Origin of the sequence: Flavobacterium chilense (assembly GCF_001602525.1) — a bacterium.
In the GTDB taxonomy this organism is placed as follows: Bacteria; Bacteroidota; Bacteroidia; order Flavobacteriales; family Flavobacteriaceae; genus Flavobacterium; species Flavobacterium chilense.
Map to the genome: position 1 here is coordinate 234,911 of NZ_LSYT01000007.1, position 23,698 is coordinate 258,608.

The window sequence follows — 23,698 nt, forward strand, 5'->3', positions numbered from 1 at the left end:
AGGATATTACATGTTTGTGTGTTACTTTGCAGCACTTATTAAAAGTGACCACTACACTCAGGTTTTTAAAGCAAATTTTCCTCACAATTTGTAAACTCAAGACGAAACACCTTTATTTTAATTATCATAGTTAAGAAGAATATGTAAAATATTTCTCTTTTGCTTTTCTGTAATTATAATTTTAAGCATTCTCCTTATATTTATTTTTATCTATTTTGAATTAGTAAGCTATTTAGTAAAAAAATAATAAGGATACTAACCGTCTAAATTCATTTTTTAGGCGGTTTTTTTATTTTAATTATGAAAAAAAATTGTGTTTCTATTAAGAGTTTTTGCTTGTAAACTTCATGAAAAAAACTCATTGCGTATTTTTTAATAAAACATAGCTATTTAAGTCAATCCTTCTGCTTGTATTCGTGTTTTTTGTTTTTTTCTTCCTTTTTTACCATTATTTAACATTTAAAATGCTTTTTTATTCATTAATATAGTAAAAATAGTACTTTTTTAAAAGTTAAATTATATAAAAATCTTGTTAAAAAATATTTAAATTTATAAGTTGCACCCCATAACCAAAATAAAACAAAAAATGAAACAAAAATTAAAAGGATTAGTTATGCTTTTTTTTGTTCTTGGAATGCAATTGACATTTGCACAAGGCAAAAAAATTACGGGTATGGTTTCTGGTGCTTTAGGACCTATTCCGGGTGTGAATGTGTCTGTTAAAGGAACAACTAATGGTGTACAAACTGATTTTGATGGAAAATATTCTATCAATGCGAAAGAAGGAGATGTATTGGTTTTTTCTTATGTTGGTATGCAGAACTCTGTAGTTAAAATAGGAAGCTCAAATACAGTAAATGTATCGATGCAGGATGGTGTAAATTTGAATGAAGTTGTTGTAGTCGGTTATGGTACTACTACAAATAAATCATTTACAGGAACATTTAAGCAAGTTAAGGCAGATGTTTTAGAACGCAAAAATGTAACAAATGTATCTCAGGCGTTAGCAGGAGAAATTGCCGGAGTTCGAGTAATCAATACTTCTGGGCAACCTGGGACAGATGCAACCATTCGTATACGCGGAATAGGAACGGTAAATGCTAGTGCAAATCCATTGTATGTGGTAGACGGAGTTCCGTTTAGTGGTAACATTAGTTCAATTAATTTTTCTGATATAGAATCTACTACTGTTTTAAAAGACGCTTCAGCTACAGCTATTTATGGCTCTAGAGGTGCAAATGGAGTAATTATTATCAATACAAAATCTGGAAAATCTGGAAAATCTTATATTCAGGTAGAAACAAAAATAGGTAATAATATTTCATTAATTCCAAGGTATAGCGTTATTAAATCAGCAGATGAATACATAGCATTAGGATGGGAAGGTTTGTACAATCAAGGTGTTATAACTAAGAAAGCTGACCCTGTTGCATATGCAAATCAAAATTTATTCAATGCAAGTGTTGGTGTAAATCCAGCTTATAATTCCTGGAATGTTGCTAATGGAGGTGAATTAATTGATCCTGTTACCAGAGCAGTTAGACCAGGAGTAACAAAAAAATATACTCCTGAAAACTGGGAAGATTATGCTTTTCAACCTTCTCTGAGATCAGAAACGAATCTAACAATGGGAGGTGGTGAAGGAAAAACAAATTATTACTCCTCTATTGGATATCTTGATGATAAAGGATACTCAATTAATTCTGATTTTAAGCGTTTGTCAACTCGTTTAAATGTTAATCATCAAATTAGAAGTTGGTTAAAAGGATCTGTGAATATGGGGTATTCTTATTCTAAATCAAATAACAATGGACAAACATCTGATTCAAATAGTGTATTTTGGTTTGTTGATAATATGGCACCAATTTATCCGCTTTTCCAAAGAGATGCCAATGGTAATATCTTACAAGATCCAATTTATGGTGGTGGATTATATGATTATGGACAAAATAGAAGATTTGGTTCTTTGACTAATTCTATTTCTGATGCGTATAAAACTGTTGACAGAACAGGTCGTCATGAGCTTAATATTAATGTCTCTTTTGATTTGCAATTTACAAAAGGTTTAAATTTAGAAACCAGAGTAGGTTCTCAATATTTTAATTCATCTCGTGATTTGAAAATGGATTCGTTTTATGGTTCTTCTGCCCAACAGAATGGAAGTCTTTTTAAAACTAAAAATGAAAGATTGTCTTATAATATTTTAAATCTATTACGTTTTAAAAAAGATTTTGGTTCTCATTCCGTTGAAGCTTTGGTAGCTCATGAAAGTAATAAATTTAGCCAGGCTTATATGGATGGAAGTGGTTACAATTTATTTGATCCTAATGGCTTAGAATTAAATAATGCAGTGGTATCTTCACCATCTTCTTCTTATACATATGGATTTTCTTTAGAAAGTTATTTCAGTCAGCTAAATTATAATTATAAAAATACTTATTTTATATCAGGTACAGTTAGACGTGATGGTAGTTCTAAATTTATAAATAATAAATGGGGAACGTTTGGATCAGTTGGGGCTTCATGGGTAGTTTCAAATGAATCATTTATGAAAAATCAGAAAGTATTCAGCTCATTAAAACTAAAAACAAGTTATGGTATCACAGGAGAACAAGGTGTAACCGATTCAAATGGTAATTTAGATTATTATCCAGGTGTTGATAAATACTCTATTAATAACTTAAACAATGATGTTTCGCTAGCATTTTTAACAAAAGGAAACCCGGATTTAACTTGGGAAAAATCAAAACAATTTCAGGTTGGTGTTGAATTTAGTTTAGGGAATTATATAGATGCTACAATAGATTATTATTCAAAGCATACCTCTAATTTACTTTTTGACCGAAGAGTTGGTCCGTCTTTAGGATATGCAATTATGAAAGTTAATGATGGTCAATTGTTAAATAGAGGTTTAGAGTTTGATGTTACTGCCCATTTATTAAAAGGGAAAAACTATTTTGTTGATTTTAGTGTAAATGGAGAATTACCGAAAAATGAAATGCTAAAAATGCCAATAGATCCGGCTACAGGACAAGAAAAGATTATTGATATTGCAACTATTTATGGAAGAGCAGATGGACATTCTTTATATGACTTCTATGTGCCGGAATATGTAGGAGTAGATCCTCAAACGGGAGTAGCTCAATGGAAAGCATATTATTATGATGCAAATGGTAATGGGCAATTAGATGGGACAGAAACTTATATTAAATCTTTATATGAGTGGCAAAAACAGAATCCTGATAAAGTTGGCAATATTGTAGAGACTACTACCACTACTTATGCTAATGCAGCAAATAAATTTATTGGTAAATCTTCTATTCCTAAAGTTAGGGGAGCATTTACTTTGAGTACAAAATATAAAGCTTTTAGTTTAAGTACACAGTTCTTGTATAGTTTAGGAGGTTATGCTTATGACTCAGCTTATCAATCTCTAATGCATAATGGTTATATCGGTTCTAATAACTGGAGTACAGACATTAGAAATAGATGGCAAAATCCTGGAGATATTACTGATGTACCTCGTATATCAAATACATCTGATATTAGTGCTAATGGAACTTCTTCACGTTTTGTTACAAAAGCGAATTACTTGTCCTTAAATAATATTAGACTTGGATATTCACTTCCAAAAGAATTTCTTCATACTATTAGTATGAATTCGTTGGACATCTATGCCTCAGGTGATAATTTAATGTTGTTTTCTGCCAGAAAAGGATTTAATCCTGCAGGTGCTCTTTCAGGACAATCAAGTACTTATACTTATGCCCCAATGTCAACTATTTCATTAGGAGTTAAAGCTAATTTTTAATTATAAAATGCAAAAAAATGAAAAATTTAAATTTAATATTAGGGGCAATAACTGTATTTACATTTTTTGGATGTAGCAGCGATTTCCTTGACAGCCAACCAACAGAGGTAGTCACAAATAGTAAAATAGCAGAGATAGTAAAAATAAAACCAGAAGCATTAAATGCAATTCTATCAGGAATTTATACTACAATGTATACTCCAGGAATGGGAGGGACTACCAGTCACGATGATTTTGGACAAAAAGGGTTTGATATTTATACAGATATGTTATGTTCTGATATGGTTTTAGCAGGAACCAATTATGGTTATTATACTGCAATTGTGAGATATCAATCAACAGTAAACTTTACAGATACTAATAATTACAAGCCGTGGAGGTATTACTATCGAGTAATTTTTTCAGCAAATCAAATTATTGAAGCGTTTGGAGGAAATGATATTGTACCTGATAATGAAGAAGGAAAACATATAATGGGACAGGCTAAAGCATTAAGAGCCTATGCTTATTTTTACTTAGCACAATTATTTCAAAAAGAGTATAATGCCGATGAATTAATACTTCCAATTTATACTGATACAAAAGCTCCTAACCAGCCAAAAAGTGCTGCTTCAAAAGTTTATGACTTAATTATTAAAGATTTGACAGATTCTATTAGTTTGTTAGAAACATATAATAGAGATAATAAAAGCAGTATCAACAAGCCGGTAGCTCAGGGATTATTAGCTTATGCTTATGGGGCGCAAGGGAATTATGCAAAAGTTAGAGATATTACATCTGATATTATTGCTCAAAATCAGTTTCCTCTAACTACAGAAAGTCAATTAGTTGCAAAATTAGATGCTACTGGTAAACTTGCCAATCCAGAATCTGGATTTAATAATGTTAATACACCAAGTTGGATGTGGGGAGTTGATTTAACTACTGCAACAGACTTGGATTTGATATCATGGTGGGGACAAATTGATTATTATACCTATAGTTATGCTTATGCAGGAGATCCTAAAACTATGGATAGCGGATTACAAAGTAAGATTACATCAACAGATATTAGAAAAGGACAATTCAATTCTACTGGTAGACCTTTAGGTAAATTTTTTGATACAAATAGAGTGCCAGGTGGGCAAAGAATTATTACTACAGATTATGTATATATGAGGATAGAAGAAATGTATCTTTTGAATGCTGAAGCTAAAGCAATGCTTGGTGATGATTTAGGAGCGAAGACTATTTTAAAGCAATTGTTTGCAATTAGAAAAGTAGATCCTGCGTATTTAGATGCTTTATCTGGAGTTGCACTTCAAAAAGAAATTTATCTACAAACAAGAATAGAGTTTTGGGGTGAAGGGAAAAGTTACTTAGCAATGAAACGTAATAAGGCTACCACAACAAGAGGTGCTAATCACCTGTTCATGGCTGGGGAAAGCTTTCAGTATAATGATCCTAGATTGACATTTGTAATTCCTCAAGCTGAGGTTTTAAATAATCTAGTTTTATAAATAATAAATTACAGGTTGATTATTAATACAAAATGAGTAGATAAACCGTCTGAAATTAATTTTCAGACGGTTTTTTTTATGACTTAAAATATTTAGATATAAAAAAATTATTAAATCTGGTCTCTCAATAATAAAAATGTTCATAGTATATATTAAAACCTAAAAAAGCCGATAGTTTCTAAAACTATCGGCTTTTTATAACTAACACAAATATTTTTATTTTACAAACTTGTCAATAATAGCATCTGATTCTGCTTTAGTAGCGGTTGGTTTTAAGTCAAACAATAAAGAGTAAAGTGCTTTTCTGTCTACTTTAGCTTCTAAGTTTAAGTCTTTATGTCTGTCAAATAACGTTTGCCATTTATCACGAACGTTTTTCCAAAGTACATTGTTTTCTTTCCACCATTTTTGAGCAGCAAGACATTTAATATCCGGAACTTTAGTGTAAACGTCAAATCCTTTTTCTTGTGCTAACAAAACATCTTTTCCACTGTCATCACGAACCAATTTGTCATTGTCCTGCTCATGATTCCATCCTGTAGCTGTAATTTTATGAATGTTTCTTCTTTTTAAAACATTGTAGTCATTACGAATAGTTTGTTCTCTTCTTGGTAATGGTGCATCAGCAACATTTGCCCAGTAATCTTGCCCGTCAACATGTACCCAGGTTGATGATCCTTCGTATCTAGGACTATCGTCTACCTGATATACTTTTTGAGTCCACTGACCTTTAACCGCTTTTTTGTCTAATTTTTTATATTTCCAGGAAGTTCCTTTATCAAATGAATACAAGTCAGTGTTTTCGTATAACCAGTCTTGTCTCCAGTGTTTGATGATCATGTCGTCACTTACGATTAATAAGTGCTGCATTACAATTTTATTAGGAGTGTCTTCTAAAAGTTCAACCCATTCTAAAGCAGATTCATGTTTAGTTGGAGATGCTTTATAGGTAAGAGAATCTTTAGGGTATTTAAAAGTTTCTGTAAAATTAAATTTCACTTCGTAACAACCACACATTGATTTGATTGATTTAATGTCTTGTTGTTTTTTGTCCTGACTGAATCCAAGGCTACAAGTCAAAGCCATAATGGCTGAAAAATAGAGGCTTTTTGTAATCATAACTTATTGTTTTGTTTTAATATTTTCGCAAATATATGTATTTTATTTAGAACAAATAAAAATAGTTTATATATTTGCGGCGTTATTAAGATTGAATAAAAATAATGAAAATACAATTTACCTTTTTTACAGCAGTTCTTTTATGTCAAATGTCTTTTGCGCAACAAAAAGATACTACCGCTGTAAATAAACTTTCTGAAGTTGTTGTGACTGGACAATTAGAACCACAATCGATCAAAAAATCGGTTTTTAATGTTCGTGTAATTACAAAAGAAAACATTAAGCAGCTGGCAGCAAATAATCTGGCAGATGTTTTAAATCAGTATTTAAATATTAGTGTGACCTCTAATGGTGACGATGGACGATCAAAGGTGTCAATGTTTGGATTAGATGCACAGTATTTTAAAATCTTGGTTGATAATATACCATTAGTTAGTGATACTGGAATGGGAACTAATGTTGATTTAACGCAGGTCAATCTTGACGATGTAGAGCGTATCGAGATTATTGAAGGATCAATGGGAGTTACGCATGGAGCAAATGCTGTAACTGGTATTTTAAACATTATTACTAAAAAAGGAGGCGGTTACAAATGGCAAATAAATGCTACTGCTCAGGAAGAAACAGTTGGGAAAGAATATGCACTGTTTGATAAAGGACGCCATATTCAATCTGCTAAAATAGCATATAATTTTAATGAAAACTGGTTTGTTAACATAGGAGGAAATCGCAACGCAATGGCTGGTTTTTATGATAACAGACAAGGAAAAGATTACGACAAAAACGATGGACTTAGAGGGTATACACAACTTCCGAAAGAGCAATTGGTAGGAAATGCCATTGTTGGGTATCAAAAAGATGCTTTTAGGATTTTTTATAAATTTGATTATTATGGTGAAGATGTTCATTATTACAATCCACTTGTAAATATTCAAGATAATTATCCATTTGCTGACACCTATTTTTCGAGAGATAAAAGATATATTACCAATCGTTATTATCATCATTTAAACGCTAGTGGAAATCTTTTCTCGAAATTAAAGTATAATGTTTCAATTTCTGAACAGAAACAAGAGCGTGATTTAGAGAATTTTGTTTATCAAATGGATACAAAACAAGAGGTAGATAACAAAAGAGAAACATATCAATCCAAAGAGGTGTTTTATTCAACAGGTACGCTTAGCAATTTCTTTGATAATAAAAAGGTAGACTTTCAGCTTGGGTATGAAATTACAAATGAGAATGGTTTTTACGATTCTTCAGTAGGAGCTTTTAGAGATGATAACCAGCAAGGTGTAGATATTAGGAAGAGATTAGAGAATTATGATATTTATTCGGTTGCTGAAATTGGAGTAAGTGATAAGTTTTCTATTCGTCCGGGGCTTCGATTTTCATTTCAAAGTGCTTTTAATAATCAATATGCAAGTTCTTTAGGATTAAGATATCTTTTTGATAAAGGGCTAGAGGCAAGAGCTTCTTTGGGTAAATCTTATCGTACTCCAAACTTTGATGAGTTGTATACTTATTTTGTTGATTCTAATCATAATATGCAGGGAAATCCGGACTTGATTCCAGAAACAAGTACTTCTTATGAAGTTAGTTTTAAGAGAGCCTGTACTTTTGATTCTGGTGCTCAAATCTCTAACAACTTAGCTGTTACGTATTTGGATGTTGATGATAGGATTGACTTGGTTACAACTCAGGTAAATCCTTTACATTATAAATATGTTAATATCAACAGGTATAAAATGTGGAACATTTCGACAGTAGAACAATATACATATAAAAATTGGAATGTAATGTTAGGAGCTGCTGTAGTAGGGATTTCGAGAAGACTTGATCTGGCGGCTGAAAACTTAGTGTCTGATGATAAATTTTTCTATTCGTTTAGGCTAAATTCAAGTATTTCTTATAGTATTCCTAAATGGAATACTTTGTTAGCAGTGTTCTATAAATACAATGGACAACAACAACAATATGTTGCGGGAACCGGTACGGATGGAAAAGCAGGTTTCTTTTTAAGTGAATTACAACCTTACAGCTGGATGGATGCTTCTATTCGTAAAGCATTCTTTAAAAATCAATTTGAAGTTACAATCGGAGCCCGAAATCTGTTCAATGTTACCAACCTACAGTCTATTCAAAATGGAGGCGGAAGTGGAGCACATGGAGGTGGAGCTAGTACTGATATGATGCTAGGATATGGCCGATCTTACTTTTTAAAACTTTCGTATAATCTAAATTTTAATTAATAAATCAATAACATGAAAAAGAACTTTATTTTAATACTATCTTTTGTATTGCTTGCCCTTGGGGCTTGTAGTAGCGATGATGAAGTGGCTCAGGCTAATGCAGTGGCTTTTGCTTCAACATCGTTAAATTTATCTGCAGAAAGTACTCCGATCGAAATTAAATTTGCGTCTCCGACTACAGCTGCAGGAACTTTAACTTTAACTTATACTGAAACTGCGGTAGCAAATGGTACAGATTACAGCACTACACCTGCGGTTGCTGCAAATAAAGTTATTGTACCTTTTGAGAAAAATGTATCGAGTGTGTCATTTACTTTTAAGAAATTGAAAGAAGCTATCGAAGGAGAGGTAAAAAATGTGGTTTTTACTATTAGCAATGTATCTATTAATTCAGTAATTTCTGAGAATAAATCAATTCAGGTAAATTTTAATGAGACAGCTTCTTTAGGGAATGCATTAGCTCCGGCAGTTGGAGGACCAACAGAGCCAAATCAGGTTTTTGTTGACTTGAGCAGTGGAAAAATGACTGCTGTGCCTAGAGTTTCATGGGATTTAGGATTCTACTCTGGAACAGATTTTAGAGTAATTATAAACCATACTGTAAGAATGTCTGCTAAACAAACAACAAGTGTAAATATTGATGAGGTTCAGGCACAAGATGATACTATGCTCGTTAATGGTAATGGAAGTACTACTCAAGTTGATGATCCTGCTGGAGATATTACTAAAACAGCTATTGCAGCAATCTCTGCAACAGATTCAGATAATAAAGTATATGTAATCAATATGGGAAGTAATCCTGGAACAACTAATCCTGCAGTTGGATCTGAGGGTACAGGAACAGGGCCTTCAAGAGGATGGAAAAAAGTTAGAATTTTAAGAAGTGGTAATGATTATAAAGTTCAGTATGCTGATATTGCAGCTACAACTCACGAAGAAATCATTGTTTCAAAAAATGCAGCGTATAACTTTACTTTCTTAAGTTTATTAAATAAGAAAACAGTTAGTGTTGAACCACAAAAAACACAATGGGACATTAGTTTCACAAGTTTTACTAATACAACTTCAATGGGAGCCGGTTTAGTTCCTTATAATTTTGCAGATTTTGTTTTAAATAATGTTAAAGGTGGCGCTAAAACTTATCAAGTGCTTACAACAGCTTTTACATATGATGCTTTTACATTGGCAAATGTTGACAATACTAAATTTACAGATGATCAAAGAAATATTGGTTCAAACTGGAGAGGAACTGTATCAGGAACAGATGCAAATGGTAATCCAGTTTCTGGATTTGCGGCAAGATCAGATCGTTTCTTTGTGGTTAAAGATCCTGCAGGAAATGTTTATAAAGTTAGATTTACAGCAGGTGTTAATGCTGCAGGTGAAAGAGGTAACCCTACTTTTCAATATGCTATCTTGAAATAATCTTTAAAATGAAATCTATAATAAATAACAATATTTTGCACTGATTTTATAATAATACAGCTTTTACGCTAATAAATTTAGCTATAAATGGTTTTGGTTTAAACTTTGAAAACCATTACAATATAATTAAGCGGTATTAGAATCCAGTTAATCATTAGCTTTGTTTTTTTATTTTTTTTTTGATAAAGAGGTTAGATTTTTCTAACCTCTTTTTTTGTTTTATTTTATTGTTAAAAATAATTTATAAACTAATGTTTAATTCTATCTTTGCGCATTACTTTTTTATAAGGAATTAATAGGAATTTTGAATGAAATTTTTTGCGGTCCTTTTTTCAAATTTATAATTACTAGTGAATACAAAATCATATTTCTTTCAGTCTTTTGCAATTGTCGCATTGGCATTCATAGCTTTCATTGGATTTAAACAAATCTTACCTGATAAAATTTTTCCGGATAGTAAAGTAGATTCTAAAAACGTACTGATTGACAGTTTGCTTTTAGAGTCTGTAGCAAATGATTCCTTATCGCTGGAAGATGACAGTCTTAGCGAAGACGAAAAAAGAGAAGCAAGGGAGAGAATCGTTTTTGATGCCTCAGAAGGAATCGAATTTCCATCTGAAACTTTCGATAACTATAAAGGATATCAATATCTGATTAATTTTTATGAAAAATTATATCAGCTGGAAAAAAATCCACAATCTAAAGTAAGGATTGCTTATTATGGCGACTCTATGACAGATGGGGATTTAATTGTACAGGATGTGAGATCTAATTATCAGGAACGTTTTGGTGGTAATGGTGTTGGTTTTGTGCCTATAACTTCAGAGTCTGCCGCATCGAGAGGTTCGGTTAAGTCAACTTACTCTAAAAACTGGAAAACCTTATCGTATTTAAATATCAAAAATCCAATAAGCCCTTTTGGAGTAAACGGTCATGTGTTTTTTGCAAATGATAAAGCAAATACAACCTGGGTTCAATACGAAGCAGGACTTAATAAATATGCCACAACTTTAGATAATCCTACATTATATTATGGTAAATCATCTAAAAAAGGAAATGTGAATTTTGTTATTGGAAAAGATACATTGAGAAAAAGCCTTGTTCCGGGTAACTTAGTCAATGCTTTAAAAGTAACTTCAGGAAGTGTAAAAGCATTCAAAGCTAATTTTATACATGCAGATTCAATTCCAATCTATGGCTTTAATTTTGATAACGGAATTGGAGTTCATGTTGATAATTTCTCGCAAAGAGGAAATTCAGGATTGCCAATCTCAATGTTTAATGCCAATGTAATGCAGGGATTCAATAATAGCCTGAAATACGATTTGGTTATTTTACATTACGGAACCAACGTTTTAAATTACGGAACCAAAAATTATTCCTGGTACCAAAAAGGAATGACAAAAGTGGTGAACAAAATTAGAGAATCTTTTCCGGGAGTTTCTGTCTTAATTATTTCGACAGCAGATAAATCAACAAAATATGATTTAGAAATGAAAACCGATTCTGCTGTAGTTCCATTAATGAAAGCGCAAAAAAGATATGCATTGGAAACCGAATCAGGGTTTGTAAATTTATATACTTTAATGGGCGGTGACGGATCAATGGTAAAATGGGTAGATGAGTCTCCGGCAAAAGCCAATAAAGATTATACACACTTTAACCAGCGTGGTGCAAAAGCCATTGGTAAATTGTTATACGATCAGTTAAACAAAGGATACGAACAATACAAAGTATTACGAGAAAATAGAGGGACTGGGGTAAACAGACCAGGAACAGTCAAAAAATCAAATACAGATTCTGTTTCTGTAAAAAAAGATAGTGTAAATGAATAGACTTATTATTTTCTTTTGTTGTCTTTTTTTCTCCACCAATGGTGAGACAGAAAAGGCAGATTCAACTCCAATAATTAAAAATATGGTTCACAAAGTCGATACAACAGCGGTAGATTCTTTTTCGGAGGATAGAATCTATAATGCGGAAGTTTTAAAGGATGTTTTTAAGAAGTTGAAGGAAAATGAAAGCAACAATAACAAAAAGATAAATATTGTACATGTTGGGGATTCGCATATTCAGAGCGATTTGATGACCAATGAAATTAGAAAGAACTTACAGCAAAAGTTTGGAAACGGCGGACGTGGTTTTGTTTTTCCATATCAGCTGGCTAAAACAAATGGTTCTTATAACGAACGCTTTTATTCGAACAGAGCCTGGGAAAGTTATCGAAATATACATCCCTTTAAAAATCTACCGATTGGTTTAAGCGGAATTGCACTCTGGAGAGATAACGATGGTTTTGCAATCGAATTGCATATTAAAGATGCTGCTTATAAATTCAATTCTATTTATATCATTACCCCGCAGAATCAAAATATGTTCAATTTGGCGATCTCGTCCCAAACCAAAACAATTCAGTCTACAGAGCGAAAAATCATAACACATAAGATTAAAAAAGGAGAAGCTATTTCGACCATTGCCGATAAATACAATATTTCAATTGCCGATATTAAAAAAGTCAATCACCTCAAGTCAAATAATATTCGTGCAGGAAGAACATTAAAGATCTTAACAAACGAAACAAGACCTAAGAATATTACCAGTTCAGAGTTTGTTCCTTTAGATTTAGAATCAGATTCGTTCTCACATTCTTATCATTCAGATAAAGCTTTAGATAAAATCTTTCTGGTTCCAAATAAAAACTCCGAGAAGTATGAACTTAACGGCCTTTTTCTGGAAAAAGATGCTCCGGGAGTTATTTACAGCAGTATTGGAGTAAACGGAGCAAAATTTTCAGATTACAATAAATACCCATTATTTTTTGATCAGTTTAAAGCCCTGCATGCTGATTTACTCGTTTTGTCATTAGGAACAAACGAAAGTTACGATCATATGGATGCTGTTGCTTATATAAAAGAACTACGTGAATTTATAAAAAAGATAAAAGAGCAAAACAGCAATGTAGCCATACTTGTTATGACACCGCCTCCCTCTTTGCTTAAAGCCAGAAAACCTAATATTTACATTCACGAATATGCAAAAAGTATTATAGAGGCAGCAAAAACAGATGGTTTTGCAGTTTGGGATTTATATGATGAATTTGGAGGAATGGACGGAATCCGAAATCTAAAAGCAACAGGATTAATTGGTCCTGATTGGGTTCACTATTCTAAAAAAGGATACGAAAAGCAAGGAAACTTGTTTATAGAGGCATTTTTAAAAGCATATGATAATTTTAAATTAAAAAATTAAGTTGATTACAATTGATAGCATAAATAATTGGTTTGTTCAAAATTTTGGTGCAGTTACATTAGAACAGGCTAAAGGGTGGTTTATATATAATCCGGACGAAAAACTATTATTTAATACCGGATTATTCTTAGGGTTATTTCTCGTTTTTTATTTTGTGTATGCCTTTTTACGCAAAACATTTTATTTAAGATTAACGTACGTTATTCTCTTCTCACTTTTCTTTTATTATAAGTCAAGCGGAATCTACTTTTTACTGCTATTGCTTTCCTCTGTCGTCGATTATGGACTGAGTCAGGTAATTTACAGAGAAGCAAAAGACAGTCGAAAGAAAATTTATCTTGTAATAAGTGTAATCCTGAATCTGGGATTATTAGGTTATTTCAAATACATGAACTTTATGATTGTTACCTTCAATGATATGTTTCATGGTAATTATCAGCTTCATGATATTTTTCTTCCTGTCGGAATTTCATTTTATACCTTCCAGTCGATGAGTTATATTATTGAAATTTATCGTGAAGAAATTAAGCCAACAAAAAATTACATCGAATATTTATTTTTCGTTTCATTTTTCCCGCAATTAGTTGCCGGACCAATTGTAAGAGCAAAGGATTTCCTGCCACAGATTTATCAAAAACTAAATCTGACCAAGCAGGATGTAAACAATGCTTTGTTTTTAATTATAGGTGGATTAATCAAGAAAACCGTAATCTCAAATTACATTTCGATAAACTTTGTAGACCGTGTTTTTGATACACCGATGAATTACACATCGTTTGAAAACTTAATGGCGTCTTATGGATATGCTATTCAAATTTATTGCGATTTTTCCGGATACTCAGATATGGCAATCGGAATTGCGCTATTATTAGGTTTTAAATTGCCGGCCAACTTTAGAACACCATACAAATCAACATCAATTACAGATTTCTGGAGAAGATGGCACATTTCGCTGTCCACCTGGTTAAAAGATTTCTTGTATATCTCTATTGGAGGAAACAGAGAAGGAACATTCGCAGGATTTTTATTTCCTAGTTTATTTTTCTTTGGATTGTTGCTTTGGGGAATTTCAAATATAAACGAGAGCTTTGTTCCGTTAGCAATAGCAATTGGGGCAATCGTAGTATTTTGCTTGACATTTTTACTTTCAAAGAAAAGAAACCAGACACTGGTAACCAATTTCAATTTGTTTACCACAATGCTACTGGGAGGATTATGGCATGGAGCCGGGGCACAATTTATTGTTTGGGGAGCATTACACGGTTTGGCATTAGCTATTCATAAAATTTTCATGGAATTTTTCCCATCCAAAAAAGAAGGTAAAAGTTCAGGTTTACTTTGGAAATTCATATCAATCGTAATTACGTTTCATTTTGTAGTTTTCTGTTGGATCTTTTTCCGTGCCAGAGATTTTGAAACAGCCTTACAAGTGATTAATAATATAGGTCAGTTAACTTTTGAGCCAGAACATTGGCAGGCAATTGTTATAGGGTATAAAAATGTATTTTTATTAATGCTTTTTGGATACGTTTGGCATTTCTTACCGGAAGTAATCACTTCAAAAATGAAATTTGTTTTTGATAAAACACCTTTAATAGGAAAAGCAATTATTCTGGGCTTTGTATACTGGATTGTATATGCAACAGCAGTTGCTGGTTCGCAGCCGTTTATTTACTTCCAGTTTTAATTTTAAGGTTCATAGCCACAAAGGCACAAAGGCGCAAAGGTTTTTATTCTTTGCGCTTTTTTTTGCTCTAACTGGATTAGACAGATTATTTATTAAGAATGAAAAAAATCAGCCTAATCTGCTAAATCTGCGAGAAACAAAACTCGGCAGTTTAGCAAGAAAAAAACAAAATAAACTTTGTGCCTTAGTGTCTTTGTGGCAAAATTGCGTATAAATAAAAATTGCCTGAAATATCTAATTAGATTATCTTTGCACTTCAAATAAAGAAAATAGTATGTTTGATAATTTAAGTGATAAGTTAGATAAAGCGTTCCATATATTAAAAGGACACGGTAAAATTACAGAAGTAAACGTTGCCGATACCTTAAAAGAAGTTCGTCGTGCCTTACTTGATGCCGATGTTAACTTTAAAATTGCTAAAGATTTTACAACCAAAGTAAAAGAAAAAGCAATTGGTCAGGACGTTTTAACAACGCTTCAGCCAGGACAATTATTGGTGAAGCTGGTAAAAGATGAGCTGACAGAATTAATGGGAGGTGATGTTGCCGGAATTAACCTTTCCGGAAATCCAAGCGTTATATTAATGTCCGGACTTCAGGGTTCTGGTAAAACTACTTTCTCAGGAAAATTAGCCAACTTCTTAAAAACGAAGAAAAATAAAAAGCCACTTCTTGTAGCGTGTGATATCTACCGTCCTGCGGCGATTAATCAGCTTCATGTTGTTGGAGATCAAATAGGTGTTGAGGTTTACTCAGAACCAGAAAATAAAAATCCTGTAGAGATTGCTCAAAACGCAATCAAACATGCAAAAGCAAACGGATTTAATGTAGTTATCGTCGATACTGCAGGTCGTTTGGCAGTAGATCAGGAAATGATGGATGAAATTGCGCGTGTTCACAAAGCAATTCAGCCTCAGGAAACATTATTCGTTGTCGATTCGATGACAGGACAAGATGCTGTAAATACAGCAAAAGCTTTCAACGATATCTTAAACTTTGATGGAGTTATCTTAACGAAATTAGATGGTGATACACGTGGTGGAGCTGCAATTTCGATTAAATCGGTTGTAAACAAACCAATCAAATTTGTAGGTACAGGCGAGAAGATGGAAGCAATTGATGTTTTTTATCCAGATCGTATGGCAGAGCGTATCTTAGGTATGGGAGACGTTGTGTCGCTTGTAGAAAGAGCTCAGGAACAATTTGATGAAGAAGAAGCCAGAAAACTTCAAAAGAAAATCGCTAAAAACGAATTTGGTTTTGATGATTTCCTAACGCAGATTCAGCAAGTAAAGAAAATGGGTAATATGAAAGACCTGGTTGGAATGATACCTGGAGCTTCAAAAGCCATGAAAGATGTAGAAATCGAAGATGATGCTTTCAAACATATCGAAGCCATCATTCATTCCATGACGCCAATCGAAAGAAGCAAACCTGCCATTATCGACGTAAAAAGAAAAGCCAGAATTGCAAAAGGTTCCGGAACCAAAGTCGAGCAGGTAAATCAGTTAATGAAGCAGTTTGACCAAATGAGCAAGATGATGAAAATGATGCAGGGTCCGGGCGGAAAAAATCTGATGAAAATGATGGGAGGCATGAAAGGAATGCCAGGCGGAATGCCGAGATAAAATAAAAGTTTAAGGTTTAAAGTTTCAAGTTATAAGCTGGAATTTTAGACCTTAAATTTTATAATTAAATTAATAAAAGAGAAGATTAGCTTCTCACTTCTAACTTAGAACATTTAACTTTTAGAAAACAATGCAACTACTAGACGGTAAAAAAACATCTAACGACATTAAAAACGAAATTGCAGCCGAAGTTCAATCCATAAAAGCAGCCGGAGGAAAAGTACCTCACTTAGCAGCGGTTTTAGTGGGTAACAATGGAGCAAGTTTAACTTATGTAGGAAGTAAAGTAAAATCATGTCAGGAAATCGGATTTGATTCTACTTTAGTAAGTCTGCCGGAAACCATTACCGAAGAGGATTTACTTGCCAAAATAAAAGAGTTAAACGAAGATGATAATCTGGACGGGTATATCGTTCAGTTGCCATTACCAAAACATATCGATGAGCAAAAAATCTTATTAGCAATCGATCCTGATAAAGATGTCGATGGTTTTCACCCAACTAACTTTGGTAGAATGGCTTTAGAAATGGAAAGTTTCATTCCTGCAACACCATTCGGAATTATGGAGCTGTTGGAGCGTTATAAAGTTGAAACTGCCGGAAAACATACCGTTGTAATTGGAAGAAGTCATATTGTAGGCCGACCAATGAGTATTTTAATGAGCCGTAAAGGAAATCCGGGAGACTCGACAGTTACCTTAACTCACAGCCGAACTAAAAACTTAGCAGAGTTTACTAAAAATGCCGATATTATCATCACAGCTTTAGGAGTTCCGGAATTTCTAAAAGCAGATATGGTAAAAGATGGAGTAACGGTTATTGACGTTGGAATTACACGTGTAGATGATGCATCAAACGCAAAAGGATATGTAATCAAAGGTGATGTTGATTTTGATGAGGTGAGCAAAAAAGCATCTTTTATTACACCAGTTCCCGGTGGAGTAGGACCAATGACAATTGCAATGCTATTAAAAAATACTCTTTTAGCGCGCAAAATGAGAAGTGCAAAAAATAAATAATTTTATTTTAAAAATACATTAAAGCCTATTCGTAAGAATAGGCTTTTCTTGTTTTATACATTGGGCGTGACCTTATTTACAAAAAGGCGCTCCAATCTGGTCGTTTATTGTGCGCCTTTTTGTAAATAAGGTCGGGCTATCCAGGCTACTTCGGTAGCTTCTTCCTATCCCTCACGCAGCTTTCAGGACCTTTTGTTCTTGAGGTTTTTCAGAGTCTAATTACTCTGATTTCCAGCATCTGTAAAATAAAAGTCAATTTTTATTTGTCAAGTCAAAATAAATAATAACTTTGTACTGCAAAGTACTTTAATTATGAATCAAAAGCACCAAGAAGATTTAGCACATATTCGTTCCATGATGGAGCGTTCTTCCAGATTTATATCGTTAAGCGGACTTTCAGGAGTTTTTGCGGGACTTTCGGCTCTTATTGGAGGATTATATGTTTACCAGTTGTTTAAAGCAAACGGTATGGATTATTTAAAAGATGATCACAGGTTGTATTCGGCTAATTTAGTTTCAGAATTATTTTGGATCGGTATTGTGATCATGAGTTGTGCGTTTGCATTCGGAATCTTTTTCACCATTAGAAAAAGCCGAAAATATAATTTGCCAATCTGGACTTCGGCTACAAAAAAAATGCTGTTCAATTTAGCAGTTCCTTTAGTAACAGGAGGAATATTTTGTCTGGCTTTAATGTATCATGGTTATTTTGGTCTGGTTGCACCATCTACTTTAATATTTTACGGACTGGCCGTTATAAATGCTGAAAAATATACTTTTTCAGATATAAAATATTTAGGATTTTCGGAGCTTTTATTAGGATGTATTGCGCTCTTTTATATTGGATATGGTTTGATATTCTGGATCTTAGGATTTGGTATACTGCATATTTTATATGGATTAGTGATGTTCAAAAAATACAAATAATCCAATGGGAATCATTGATAAATTAAATAAAGATTTTGAAAGCCGTGTCAGATTGGGTATAATGTCCGTTCTGATGGTTAACGACTGGGTAGATTTTACCGAGATGAAAAATCTTTTAAACATCACCGATGGTAATTTAGCAAGTCATTCCTCTGCATTAGAAAAATCAGAATATATCGAAGTTAAGAAAGAATTTGTTGGTAAAAAGCCCAAAACATCTTATCAGGTAACACCGCTTGGCCGCGCGGCGTTCAAAGAACACCTTTCTTATCTCGAAAAATTGATGAAATCCTAAGATCTATATTTTTTTGTCTAATAACTTTGAAATACAAAGTACTTTTAATTTAATAAAAATGAAAAAACATCAAATTATTTTAGCTTGTACAGTACTGTTTACAGTGCTTTTTTACAATCAGTCTCCCGGGGTTAATCTGGGTATTTTTGGCGTGATATTAACGCTGTTTGTTAGCTATTTTTTTCAGGAAAAATTTGTCGACAGATCGCATTTGGTTCTGGTAGTAACTTCTATTTTATCTTGTTTTGCTTTTGCATGGTACGGAGATGCCGCTTCGTTTTTTGCTTTAGCTTTATCAATCCTGTTTTTACAGTTTAAAACTCAGGATGGCGAACTTAAAATCATACAGGTTTTTCCGTTGATATTCTTAAACATATTTACCTCATTTGGACGTGTTTTTATGTTGAGTCAATGGCTTCCGGAACGAAAAATCCATAATGATTTTGCAAAAAAACTGGTGGCCTTTGTCGTTATTCCGGTATTGTTTTTAGGATTGTTTTTTATCGTTTATTCTTTTGGTAGCGATCATTTCTCATCATTATTTACAGATTATACGCTGGATATTGATATTTTCCAGCTCATACTCATAAGCGTACTTGGATTTTATATTTCATTTAGTTTCTGGAATTACTGGGTGCCGGAAGTTTGTTACGAATTCAATCCAAAATTAAATAACGAATTCACCAATATTAGCGAAGTAAAAAGTCAAAGTACATTTTCATTTTTAGATCTTAACTTTGAAAGAAAAAGTGGAGAAATCACCTTGTTTCTGTTGAATATTATGCTTTTGGTTTTTATTGGAACATATAATTACGAACAGTTTTTTGAAGTGATCAAAAAAACAAATTTAAGCGCAGACACACACGAACGTGTAAATGCTGTGATTTTTTCTATTCTGATGGCAGTTGGTGTAATCTTATTTTATTTTAAAGGCGGATTTAATTTTGACGAAAAATCAACAGTATTAAAAAGACTGGCTAAAATCTGGATCACCTTAAATATTGTTTTGATCGTTAGTGCTATCATCAAAAACTCAGAATATGTTTCTTTCTTTGGTTTAACCTATAAACGTTTAGGCGTGTATGCTTTTTTGATTTTGGCGATTATTGGCTTGATTTACTCTTTTCTAAAAATTACAAAGAAAAAAACAAATGCGTACTTAGTGAATCAAATGGTTTGGTATTTCTATGGAACAGTTTTAATGTGCAGTTTTGTGAATTGGGGAAATCTGATCACAGTTTATAATATCTCTGTTAATAAAGGGGTTGAACCAAAATTCTTAAGTAGCTTAAACTTCAATGAAGACGCACGTCGAGAGTATTTTGATAAGAATAATCTATTTGGAGGGCAGGATGAAATTAATAGAAATATTTTGATTGAAAACTACCAAAATTCGACTTTTCTTTCAAAAGCTTTGTATTATGAATTTTTGAAAAGTAAATAGGAACACAAGAAAAAATCCCATCTGTACAAACAGATGGGATTCTTTATATTAATAATCACCTTTTTTCTTAAATCTGGGATCGTGTTTGGAAATAAAAGTTGTTCTTCTGTTTGAAGGTTTATTTGGAGTTTCAACTTTTGGTAAACTCGCTTCTTCTGTTTTGCTTGAAGGTTCAATCAATTCGTTTAATTCTTTGATCTCATCATCAGTTAAATCGCGGTAACGACCAACCGGAACATCCAAAGAAATATTAATGATCCTAATACGTTTCAATGCCGTTACATCATAACCTAAGTATTCGGTCATTCTACGGATCTGACGGTTTAAACCCTGCGTTAAAATAATCTTGAAAGTGTATTTACTAATTTGCTCTACTTTGCATTTTCGGGTAACCGTATCCAAAATCGGAACACCATTTCCCATTCGTTGTATAAAGCGATCTGTAATAGGTTTGTTTACCGTAACCGTATATTCTTTTTCGTGATTGTTTCTGGCACGTAAAATCTTATTTACAATGTCACCATCATTTGTCATAAAAATTAATCCTTCACTCGCTTTATCCAGTCTTCCAATAGGGAAAATACGTTTAGGGTAATTAATATAATCTACAATATTGTTTCGTACTTCAAGATTAGTTGTACATTCAATTCCAACAGGTTTATTGAATGCCAGATACACCATTTTTTCGTGCTTTTCCACGATTAACTTTCCATCTATGCGCACTTCATCATCTGGTGAAACTTTAGTTCCCATTTCCGGCACAGCACCATTTATTGTTACGCGTCCTTCTTCAATCAATTTATCGGCTTCACGACGAGAACAATAGCCCGTTTCTCCAATAAATTTATTCAGACGTTTTAAATTATCTTCCATAGTGCAAAAGTAGGCAAAATTTAGATTTGTTAGATCTTTAGATTGTTAGACTTCTTAGATTTTTGGAAAACTAAAAAAATTAGAACCTTATCAACTCAGAGCGTCAGAACCTCAAAAATAACCTTTGTGCCTTTGAGTCTCTGCAACTTTGAACCTTAATTATGAAATTCTGAACTATCCTGAGGAGTCTCTTTACGATCAAACATTCCGTAATCACGAACAACAGTAGCGATTCTTAAATGATAATCCTTAAAAACTTCATTACGACCTTTTGCTTGTGCATGTCGGTGCATTTCAAGATTTCTCCATTTCCGGATGCTTTCTTCATCTTTCCAAAAAGACAACGATAAAACCTTTTCAGGATTAGTAAAACTCTGAAAACGTTCGATCGATATAAATCCTTCTATATGATCTAATTCAGGTCGCAAACTTGCAGCGATATCTAAATACTCTTCTTTTTTTCCTTCATTAGGAATAACTTCAAAAATTACAGCTATCATAGTTTAGTTTTTATTGTAATGAAATCCAGATTGTTTTTGGTAATCTGGCATTAATTATTGGTTCGTATTCAATTGTGTCTTCTAAAAGTACAACTGTTTTATAGTGGTCAAATAAAAACCACAAAGCTTCTGTGGTTAAATCAATTGAAAAATATTTCGCCAGGCACATATGTTCGCCAATTCCAAAAGTTAGATTTTCATTATTGTTGTTTCTTTCAATATCAAAGTTAATTGGATTTTTAAACTTTTCAGCATCACGGTTTGCTGATGCAAGTACAACTAATATAGGATCATCTTTTTTAATAAGGTTTTCGCCGATGATTATATCTTCAGTCGCTATTCTCCTTGTATTGTGAATTGGAGGATCAAATCTGATGGTCTCAATAACCGATTTTTCTATTTCGGATTTGTTTGAAAAAGTTTTATTTTTTAGAATCTGCAGTAACGAATTGCTAAGAATTCCTCTTCCGGCATCAAAACTCTGAATCAGCAATCCAATCATATTGCTAATGCATATTATTTTGATTGTGTCAGGCGAAAGATGTTCAGATCTCGAAATTTTTGCGATTAAAGGTTCATAGAAACTTAAAGCAGAAAGTCGTTTTTCTACAATTGAAAAGATTTCTGCTGAAACTTCATTTATAGATTTTATTTGCTCTTCGGTTTTCTGCGGAAGCATTATTTTAACCAAAGATTCAATTTTGTTTGAAATAAAATCGCAATCCTTTTCTTCAAAACCAAAACTCTTTAAAACAACTAAAACAGGCAATTTTTTGCCAACCGAATTTACCCAATTGATTTTATTAGCACTTAAATCATTTTCTATTAATTGAGAAATGATTTTATAGCTTTCGACAGATTTCATGTTTGAAAATAAAAACATCGCGATTTCTCTTGAAATTTCATGCTGAATTCCATTTGATAATCGGGTTAGATTGTTTAAAATCTCTAAAGCATGCTTGTTCAGTTTTTGTTCATTGTCAGGATTTACAACTGGAATCCTAACATTGGGGTTTTTTAAAATCGAAACACAATCTTCATAAGAATATATTGCCCATATTTTATTCATTTCATCCCAATAAACGGGATTTCGCTCTAACATGGTTTTATATATCGAATAAGGATCGCTAGTTTCTGACTGAAGAAATAAAGTAGTAAACATATAAACTTATTTTCTTTCAAAGTTATTTAACTTTACAAAGCAATACTTCATTCTGCACTTAACTATGAATATCTGGATGGAAGATCAATTTATAAAAACAGCAACTTTAATTGGAGATCCTACACGTGCATCAATTTTGTGGACATTGTTGGATGGGCGGGCTTTTACAGCAACAGAACTGGCTGTAGCAGCCAATACGTCTCCCCAAAATATAAGTATGCATCTGGGAAAACTTCTTGATGCCAATTTACTTTGTGTAGAAAAACAAGGACGTCATAAATATTACAGGTTTTCGAATAAAGAAGTTGCGTATGCGCTTGAAGGAATGGCTAATCTTGTTCCTAAAACAAAAGTTTCTTCGGGTAATGAAACTGAAAATTACCCGCCAATAAAATTCTGCAGAACCTGTTATGATCATCTGGCAGGAAAAATTGGCGTTGCTTTAGCCGATAGTTTATTGGATCAAAAAATAATTGTTCGAACAAACCATGTTTTCGAAATTAGTTCAGAAGGAGAAAAATGGTTTTCTGATTTTGGAATTAACTTAGAAGAAGCTCAAAAACAAAAACGAATATTTTTAAAGCCATGTCTCGACTGGAGCGAAAGAAGAAATCATATTGCAGGCTCAGTTGGAGCTCTATTGCTGAATAAAATGCTGGAAGAAGACTGGATTAGAAGAACCGCAAATTCCAGAGCAATTATTATTACCGGAAAAGGAGAGAAGGAGTTGTTGAAGTATTTTAAAATAGTAGTTTAGATTTGCTTAAACTTTTTGATTTGACATAAAGTTTGTCATTCCTCTTCCTCGGA

Annotated in this window: 17 protein-coding genes; 13 read left to right on the forward strand and 4 right to left on the reverse strand. The window is 32.8% G+C overall.

Annotation, left to right across the window (positions count from 1 at the left end):
* Positions 1–586: 586 nt before the first annotated feature.
* Positions 587–3,811, forward strand: coding sequence for a SusC/RagA family TonB-linked outer membrane protein (locus tag A4F88_RS17385; protein WP_068843898.1), 3,225 nt, complete (start codon positions 587–589; stop codon positions 3,809–3,811).
* A 17-nt stretch (positions 3,812–3,828) separates the two neighbouring features.
* On the forward strand, positions 3,829–5,310 hold the full coding sequence (locus A4F88_RS17390; protein ID WP_068843899.1) for a RagB/SusD family nutrient uptake outer membrane protein: 1,482 nt from the start codon (positions 3,829–3,831) through the stop codon (positions 5,308–5,310).
* Between the two features lie 216 nt (positions 5,311–5,526).
* Here the strand turns inward: A4F88_RS17390 and A4F88_RS17395 are convergent, their stop codons facing one another.
* Positions 5,527–6,429: a DUF6607 family protein gene (locus tag A4F88_RS17395; protein WP_068843900.1), complete on the reverse strand. Its 903-nt coding sequence runs from the start codon at positions 6,427–6,429 to the stop codon at positions 5,527–5,529.
* A gap of 104 nt (positions 6,430–6,533) precedes the next feature.
* Between A4F88_RS17395 and A4F88_RS17400 the strand changes: the two genes are divergently transcribed.
* The 10 genes from A4F88_RS17400 (at position 6,534) to A4F88_RS17445 (ending at position 20,353) form a co-directional block, all read left to right on the forward strand.
* Positions 6,534–8,681, forward strand: a complete 2,148-nt coding sequence (locus tag A4F88_RS17400) for a TonB-dependent receptor plug domain-containing protein (protein WP_068843901.1) — start codon at positions 6,534–6,536, stop codon at positions 8,679–8,681.
* A gap of 12 nt (positions 8,682–8,693) precedes the next feature.
* The gene (locus tag A4F88_RS17405) at positions 8,694–10,106 is read left to right on the forward strand and encodes an HmuY family protein (RefSeq protein WP_082815796.1); all 1,413 of its coding nucleotides are present in this window, start codon (positions 8,694–8,696) and stop codon (positions 10,104–10,106) included.
* A 350-nt stretch (positions 10,107–10,456) separates the two neighbouring features.
* Positions 10,457–11,941: an SGNH/GDSL hydrolase family protein gene (locus A4F88_RS17410; RefSeq protein ID WP_068843902.1), complete on the forward strand. Its 1,485-nt coding sequence runs from the start codon at positions 10,457–10,459 to the stop codon at positions 11,939–11,941.
* The gene (locus A4F88_RS17415; RefSeq protein WP_068843903.1) at positions 11,934–13,355 is read left to right on the forward strand and encodes a GDSL-type esterase/lipase family protein; all 1,422 of its coding nucleotides are present in this window, start codon (positions 11,934–11,936) and stop codon (positions 13,353–13,355) included. The genes A4F88_RS17410 and A4F88_RS17415 overlap by 8 nt, the downstream gene beginning before the upstream one ends.
* Before the next feature lies 1 nt (position 13,356).
* Entirely contained in the window at positions 13,357–15,042 is a 1,686-nt protein-coding gene (locus tag A4F88_RS17420; protein WP_068843904.1) for an MBOAT family O-acyltransferase, read from the forward strand.
* Between the two features lie 274 nt (positions 15,043–15,316).
* Positions 15,317–16,669 carry a signal recognition particle protein gene (gene ffh, locus A4F88_RS17425; protein ID WP_068843905.1) on the forward strand — a complete coding sequence of 451 codons (1,353 nt, stop codon included), beginning with the start codon at positions 15,317–15,319 and terminating at the stop codon, positions 16,667–16,669.
* A 130-nt stretch (positions 16,670–16,799) separates the two neighbouring features.
* On the forward strand, positions 16,800–17,687 hold the full coding sequence (locus A4F88_RS17430) for a bifunctional 5,10-methylenetetrahydrofolate dehydrogenase/5,10-methenyltetrahydrofolate cyclohydrolase (RefSeq protein WP_068843906.1): 888 nt from the start codon (positions 16,800–16,802) through the stop codon (positions 17,685–17,687).
* Between the two features lie 312 nt (positions 17,688–17,999).
* Positions 18,000–18,614 carry a hypothetical protein gene (locus A4F88_RS17435; protein WP_068843907.1) on the forward strand — a complete coding sequence of 205 codons (615 nt, stop codon included), beginning with the start codon at positions 18,000–18,002 and terminating at the stop codon, positions 18,612–18,614.
* Positions 18,615–18,618: 4 nt separating this feature from the next.
* Positions 18,619–18,909: a winged helix-turn-helix domain-containing protein gene (locus A4F88_RS17440; RefSeq protein ID WP_068843908.1), complete on the forward strand. Its 291-nt coding sequence runs from the start codon at positions 18,619–18,621 to the stop codon at positions 18,907–18,909.
* Positions 18,910–18,967: 58 nt separating this feature from the next.
* Positions 18,968–20,353 carry a DUF4153 domain-containing protein gene (locus A4F88_RS17445; RefSeq protein ID WP_068843909.1) on the forward strand — a complete coding sequence of 462 codons (1,386 nt, stop codon included), beginning with the start codon at positions 18,968–18,970 and terminating at the stop codon, positions 20,351–20,353.
* Between the two features lie 48 nt (positions 20,354–20,401).
* Here A4F88_RS17445 and rluF read toward each other — a convergent pair whose 3' ends face one another.
* From rluF to A4F88_RS17460, 3 genes are all read right to left on the reverse strand, one after another.
* On the reverse strand, positions 20,402–21,226 hold the full coding sequence (gene rluF / locus A4F88_RS17450; RefSeq protein WP_068843910.1) for a 23S rRNA pseudouridine(2604) synthase RluF: 825 nt from the start codon (positions 21,224–21,226) through the stop codon (positions 20,402–20,404).
* 155 nt (positions 21,227–21,381) lie between these two features.
* Positions 21,382–21,726: an antibiotic biosynthesis monooxygenase family protein gene (locus tag A4F88_RS17455; RefSeq protein ID WP_068843911.1), complete on the reverse strand. Its 345-nt coding sequence runs from the start codon at positions 21,724–21,726 to the stop codon at positions 21,382–21,384.
* Positions 21,727–21,736: 10 nt separating this feature from the next.
* The gene (locus A4F88_RS17460) at positions 21,737–22,888 is read right to left on the reverse strand and encodes a cytochrome P450 (protein WP_068843913.1); all 1,152 of its coding nucleotides are present in this window, start codon (positions 22,886–22,888) and stop codon (positions 21,737–21,739) included.
* Between the two features lie 64 nt (positions 22,889–22,952).
* On the opposite strand from A4F88_RS17460, the gene A4F88_RS17465 reads away from it, so the two are divergent.
* Positions 22,953–23,645, forward strand: coding sequence for an ArsR/SmtB family transcription factor (locus tag A4F88_RS17465; RefSeq protein WP_245179157.1), 693 nt, complete (start codon positions 22,953–22,955; stop codon positions 23,643–23,645).
* Positions 23,646–23,698 lie beyond the last annotated feature (53 nt).

What these genes read in the sequence shown, in the direction of transcription:
- A4F88_RS17430 (WP_068843906.1), top strand. Translation starts at nt 16,800, where the DNA reads ATGCAACTACTAGACGGTAAAAAAACATCTAACGACATTAAAAACGAA.
- A4F88_RS17390 (WP_068843899.1), top strand. Translation starts at nt 3,829, where the DNA reads ATGAAAAATTTAAATTTAATATTAGGGGCAATAACTGTATTTACATTT.
- A4F88_RS17400 (WP_068843901.1), top strand. Translation starts at nt 6,534, where the DNA reads ATGAAAATACAATTTACCTTTTTTACAGCAGTTCTTTTATGTCAAATG.
- A4F88_RS17445 (WP_068843909.1), top strand. Translation starts at nt 18,968, where the DNA reads ATGAAAAAACATCAAATTATTTTAGCTTGTACAGTACTGTTTACAGTG.
- A4F88_RS17440 (WP_068843908.1), top strand. Translation starts at nt 18,619, where the DNA reads ATGGGAATCATTGATAAATTAAATAAAGATTTTGAAAGCCGTGTCAGA.
- A4F88_RS17465 (WP_245179157.1), top strand. Translation starts at nt 22,953, where the DNA reads ATGAATATCTGGATGGAAGATCAATTTATAAAAACAGCAACTTTAATT.
- A4F88_RS17455 (WP_068843911.1), bottom strand. Translation starts at nt 21,726, where the DNA reads ATGATAGCTGTAATTTTTGAAGTTATTCCTAATGAAGGAAAAAAAGAA.
- A4F88_RS17460 (WP_068843913.1), bottom strand. Translation starts at nt 22,888, where the DNA reads ATGTTTACTACTTTATTTCTTCAGTCAGAAACTAGCGATCCTTATTCG.
- A4F88_RS17415 (WP_068843903.1), top strand. Translation starts at nt 11,934, where the DNA reads ATGAATAGACTTATTATTTTCTTTTGTTGTCTTTTTTTCTCCACCAAT.
- A4F88_RS17385 (WP_068843898.1), top strand. Translation starts at nt 587, where the DNA reads ATGAAACAAAAATTAAAAGGATTAGTTATGCTTTTTTTTGTTCTTGGA.
- A4F88_RS17395 (WP_068843900.1), bottom strand. Translation starts at nt 6,429, where the DNA reads ATGATTACAAAAAGCCTCTATTTTTCAGCCATTATGGCTTTGACTTGT.
- ffh (WP_068843905.1), top strand. Translation starts at nt 15,317, where the DNA reads ATGTTTGATAATTTAAGTGATAAGTTAGATAAAGCGTTCCATATATTA.
- rluF (WP_068843910.1), bottom strand. Translation starts at nt 21,226, where the DNA reads ATGGAAGATAATTTAAAACGTCTGAATAAATTTATTGGAGAAACGGGC.
- A4F88_RS17435 (WP_068843907.1), top strand. Translation starts at nt 18,000, where the DNA reads ATGAATCAAAAGCACCAAGAAGATTTAGCACATATTCGTTCCATGATG.
- A4F88_RS17405 (WP_082815796.1), top strand. Translation starts at nt 8,694, where the DNA reads ATGAAAAAGAACTTTATTTTAATACTATCTTTTGTATTGCTTGCCCTT.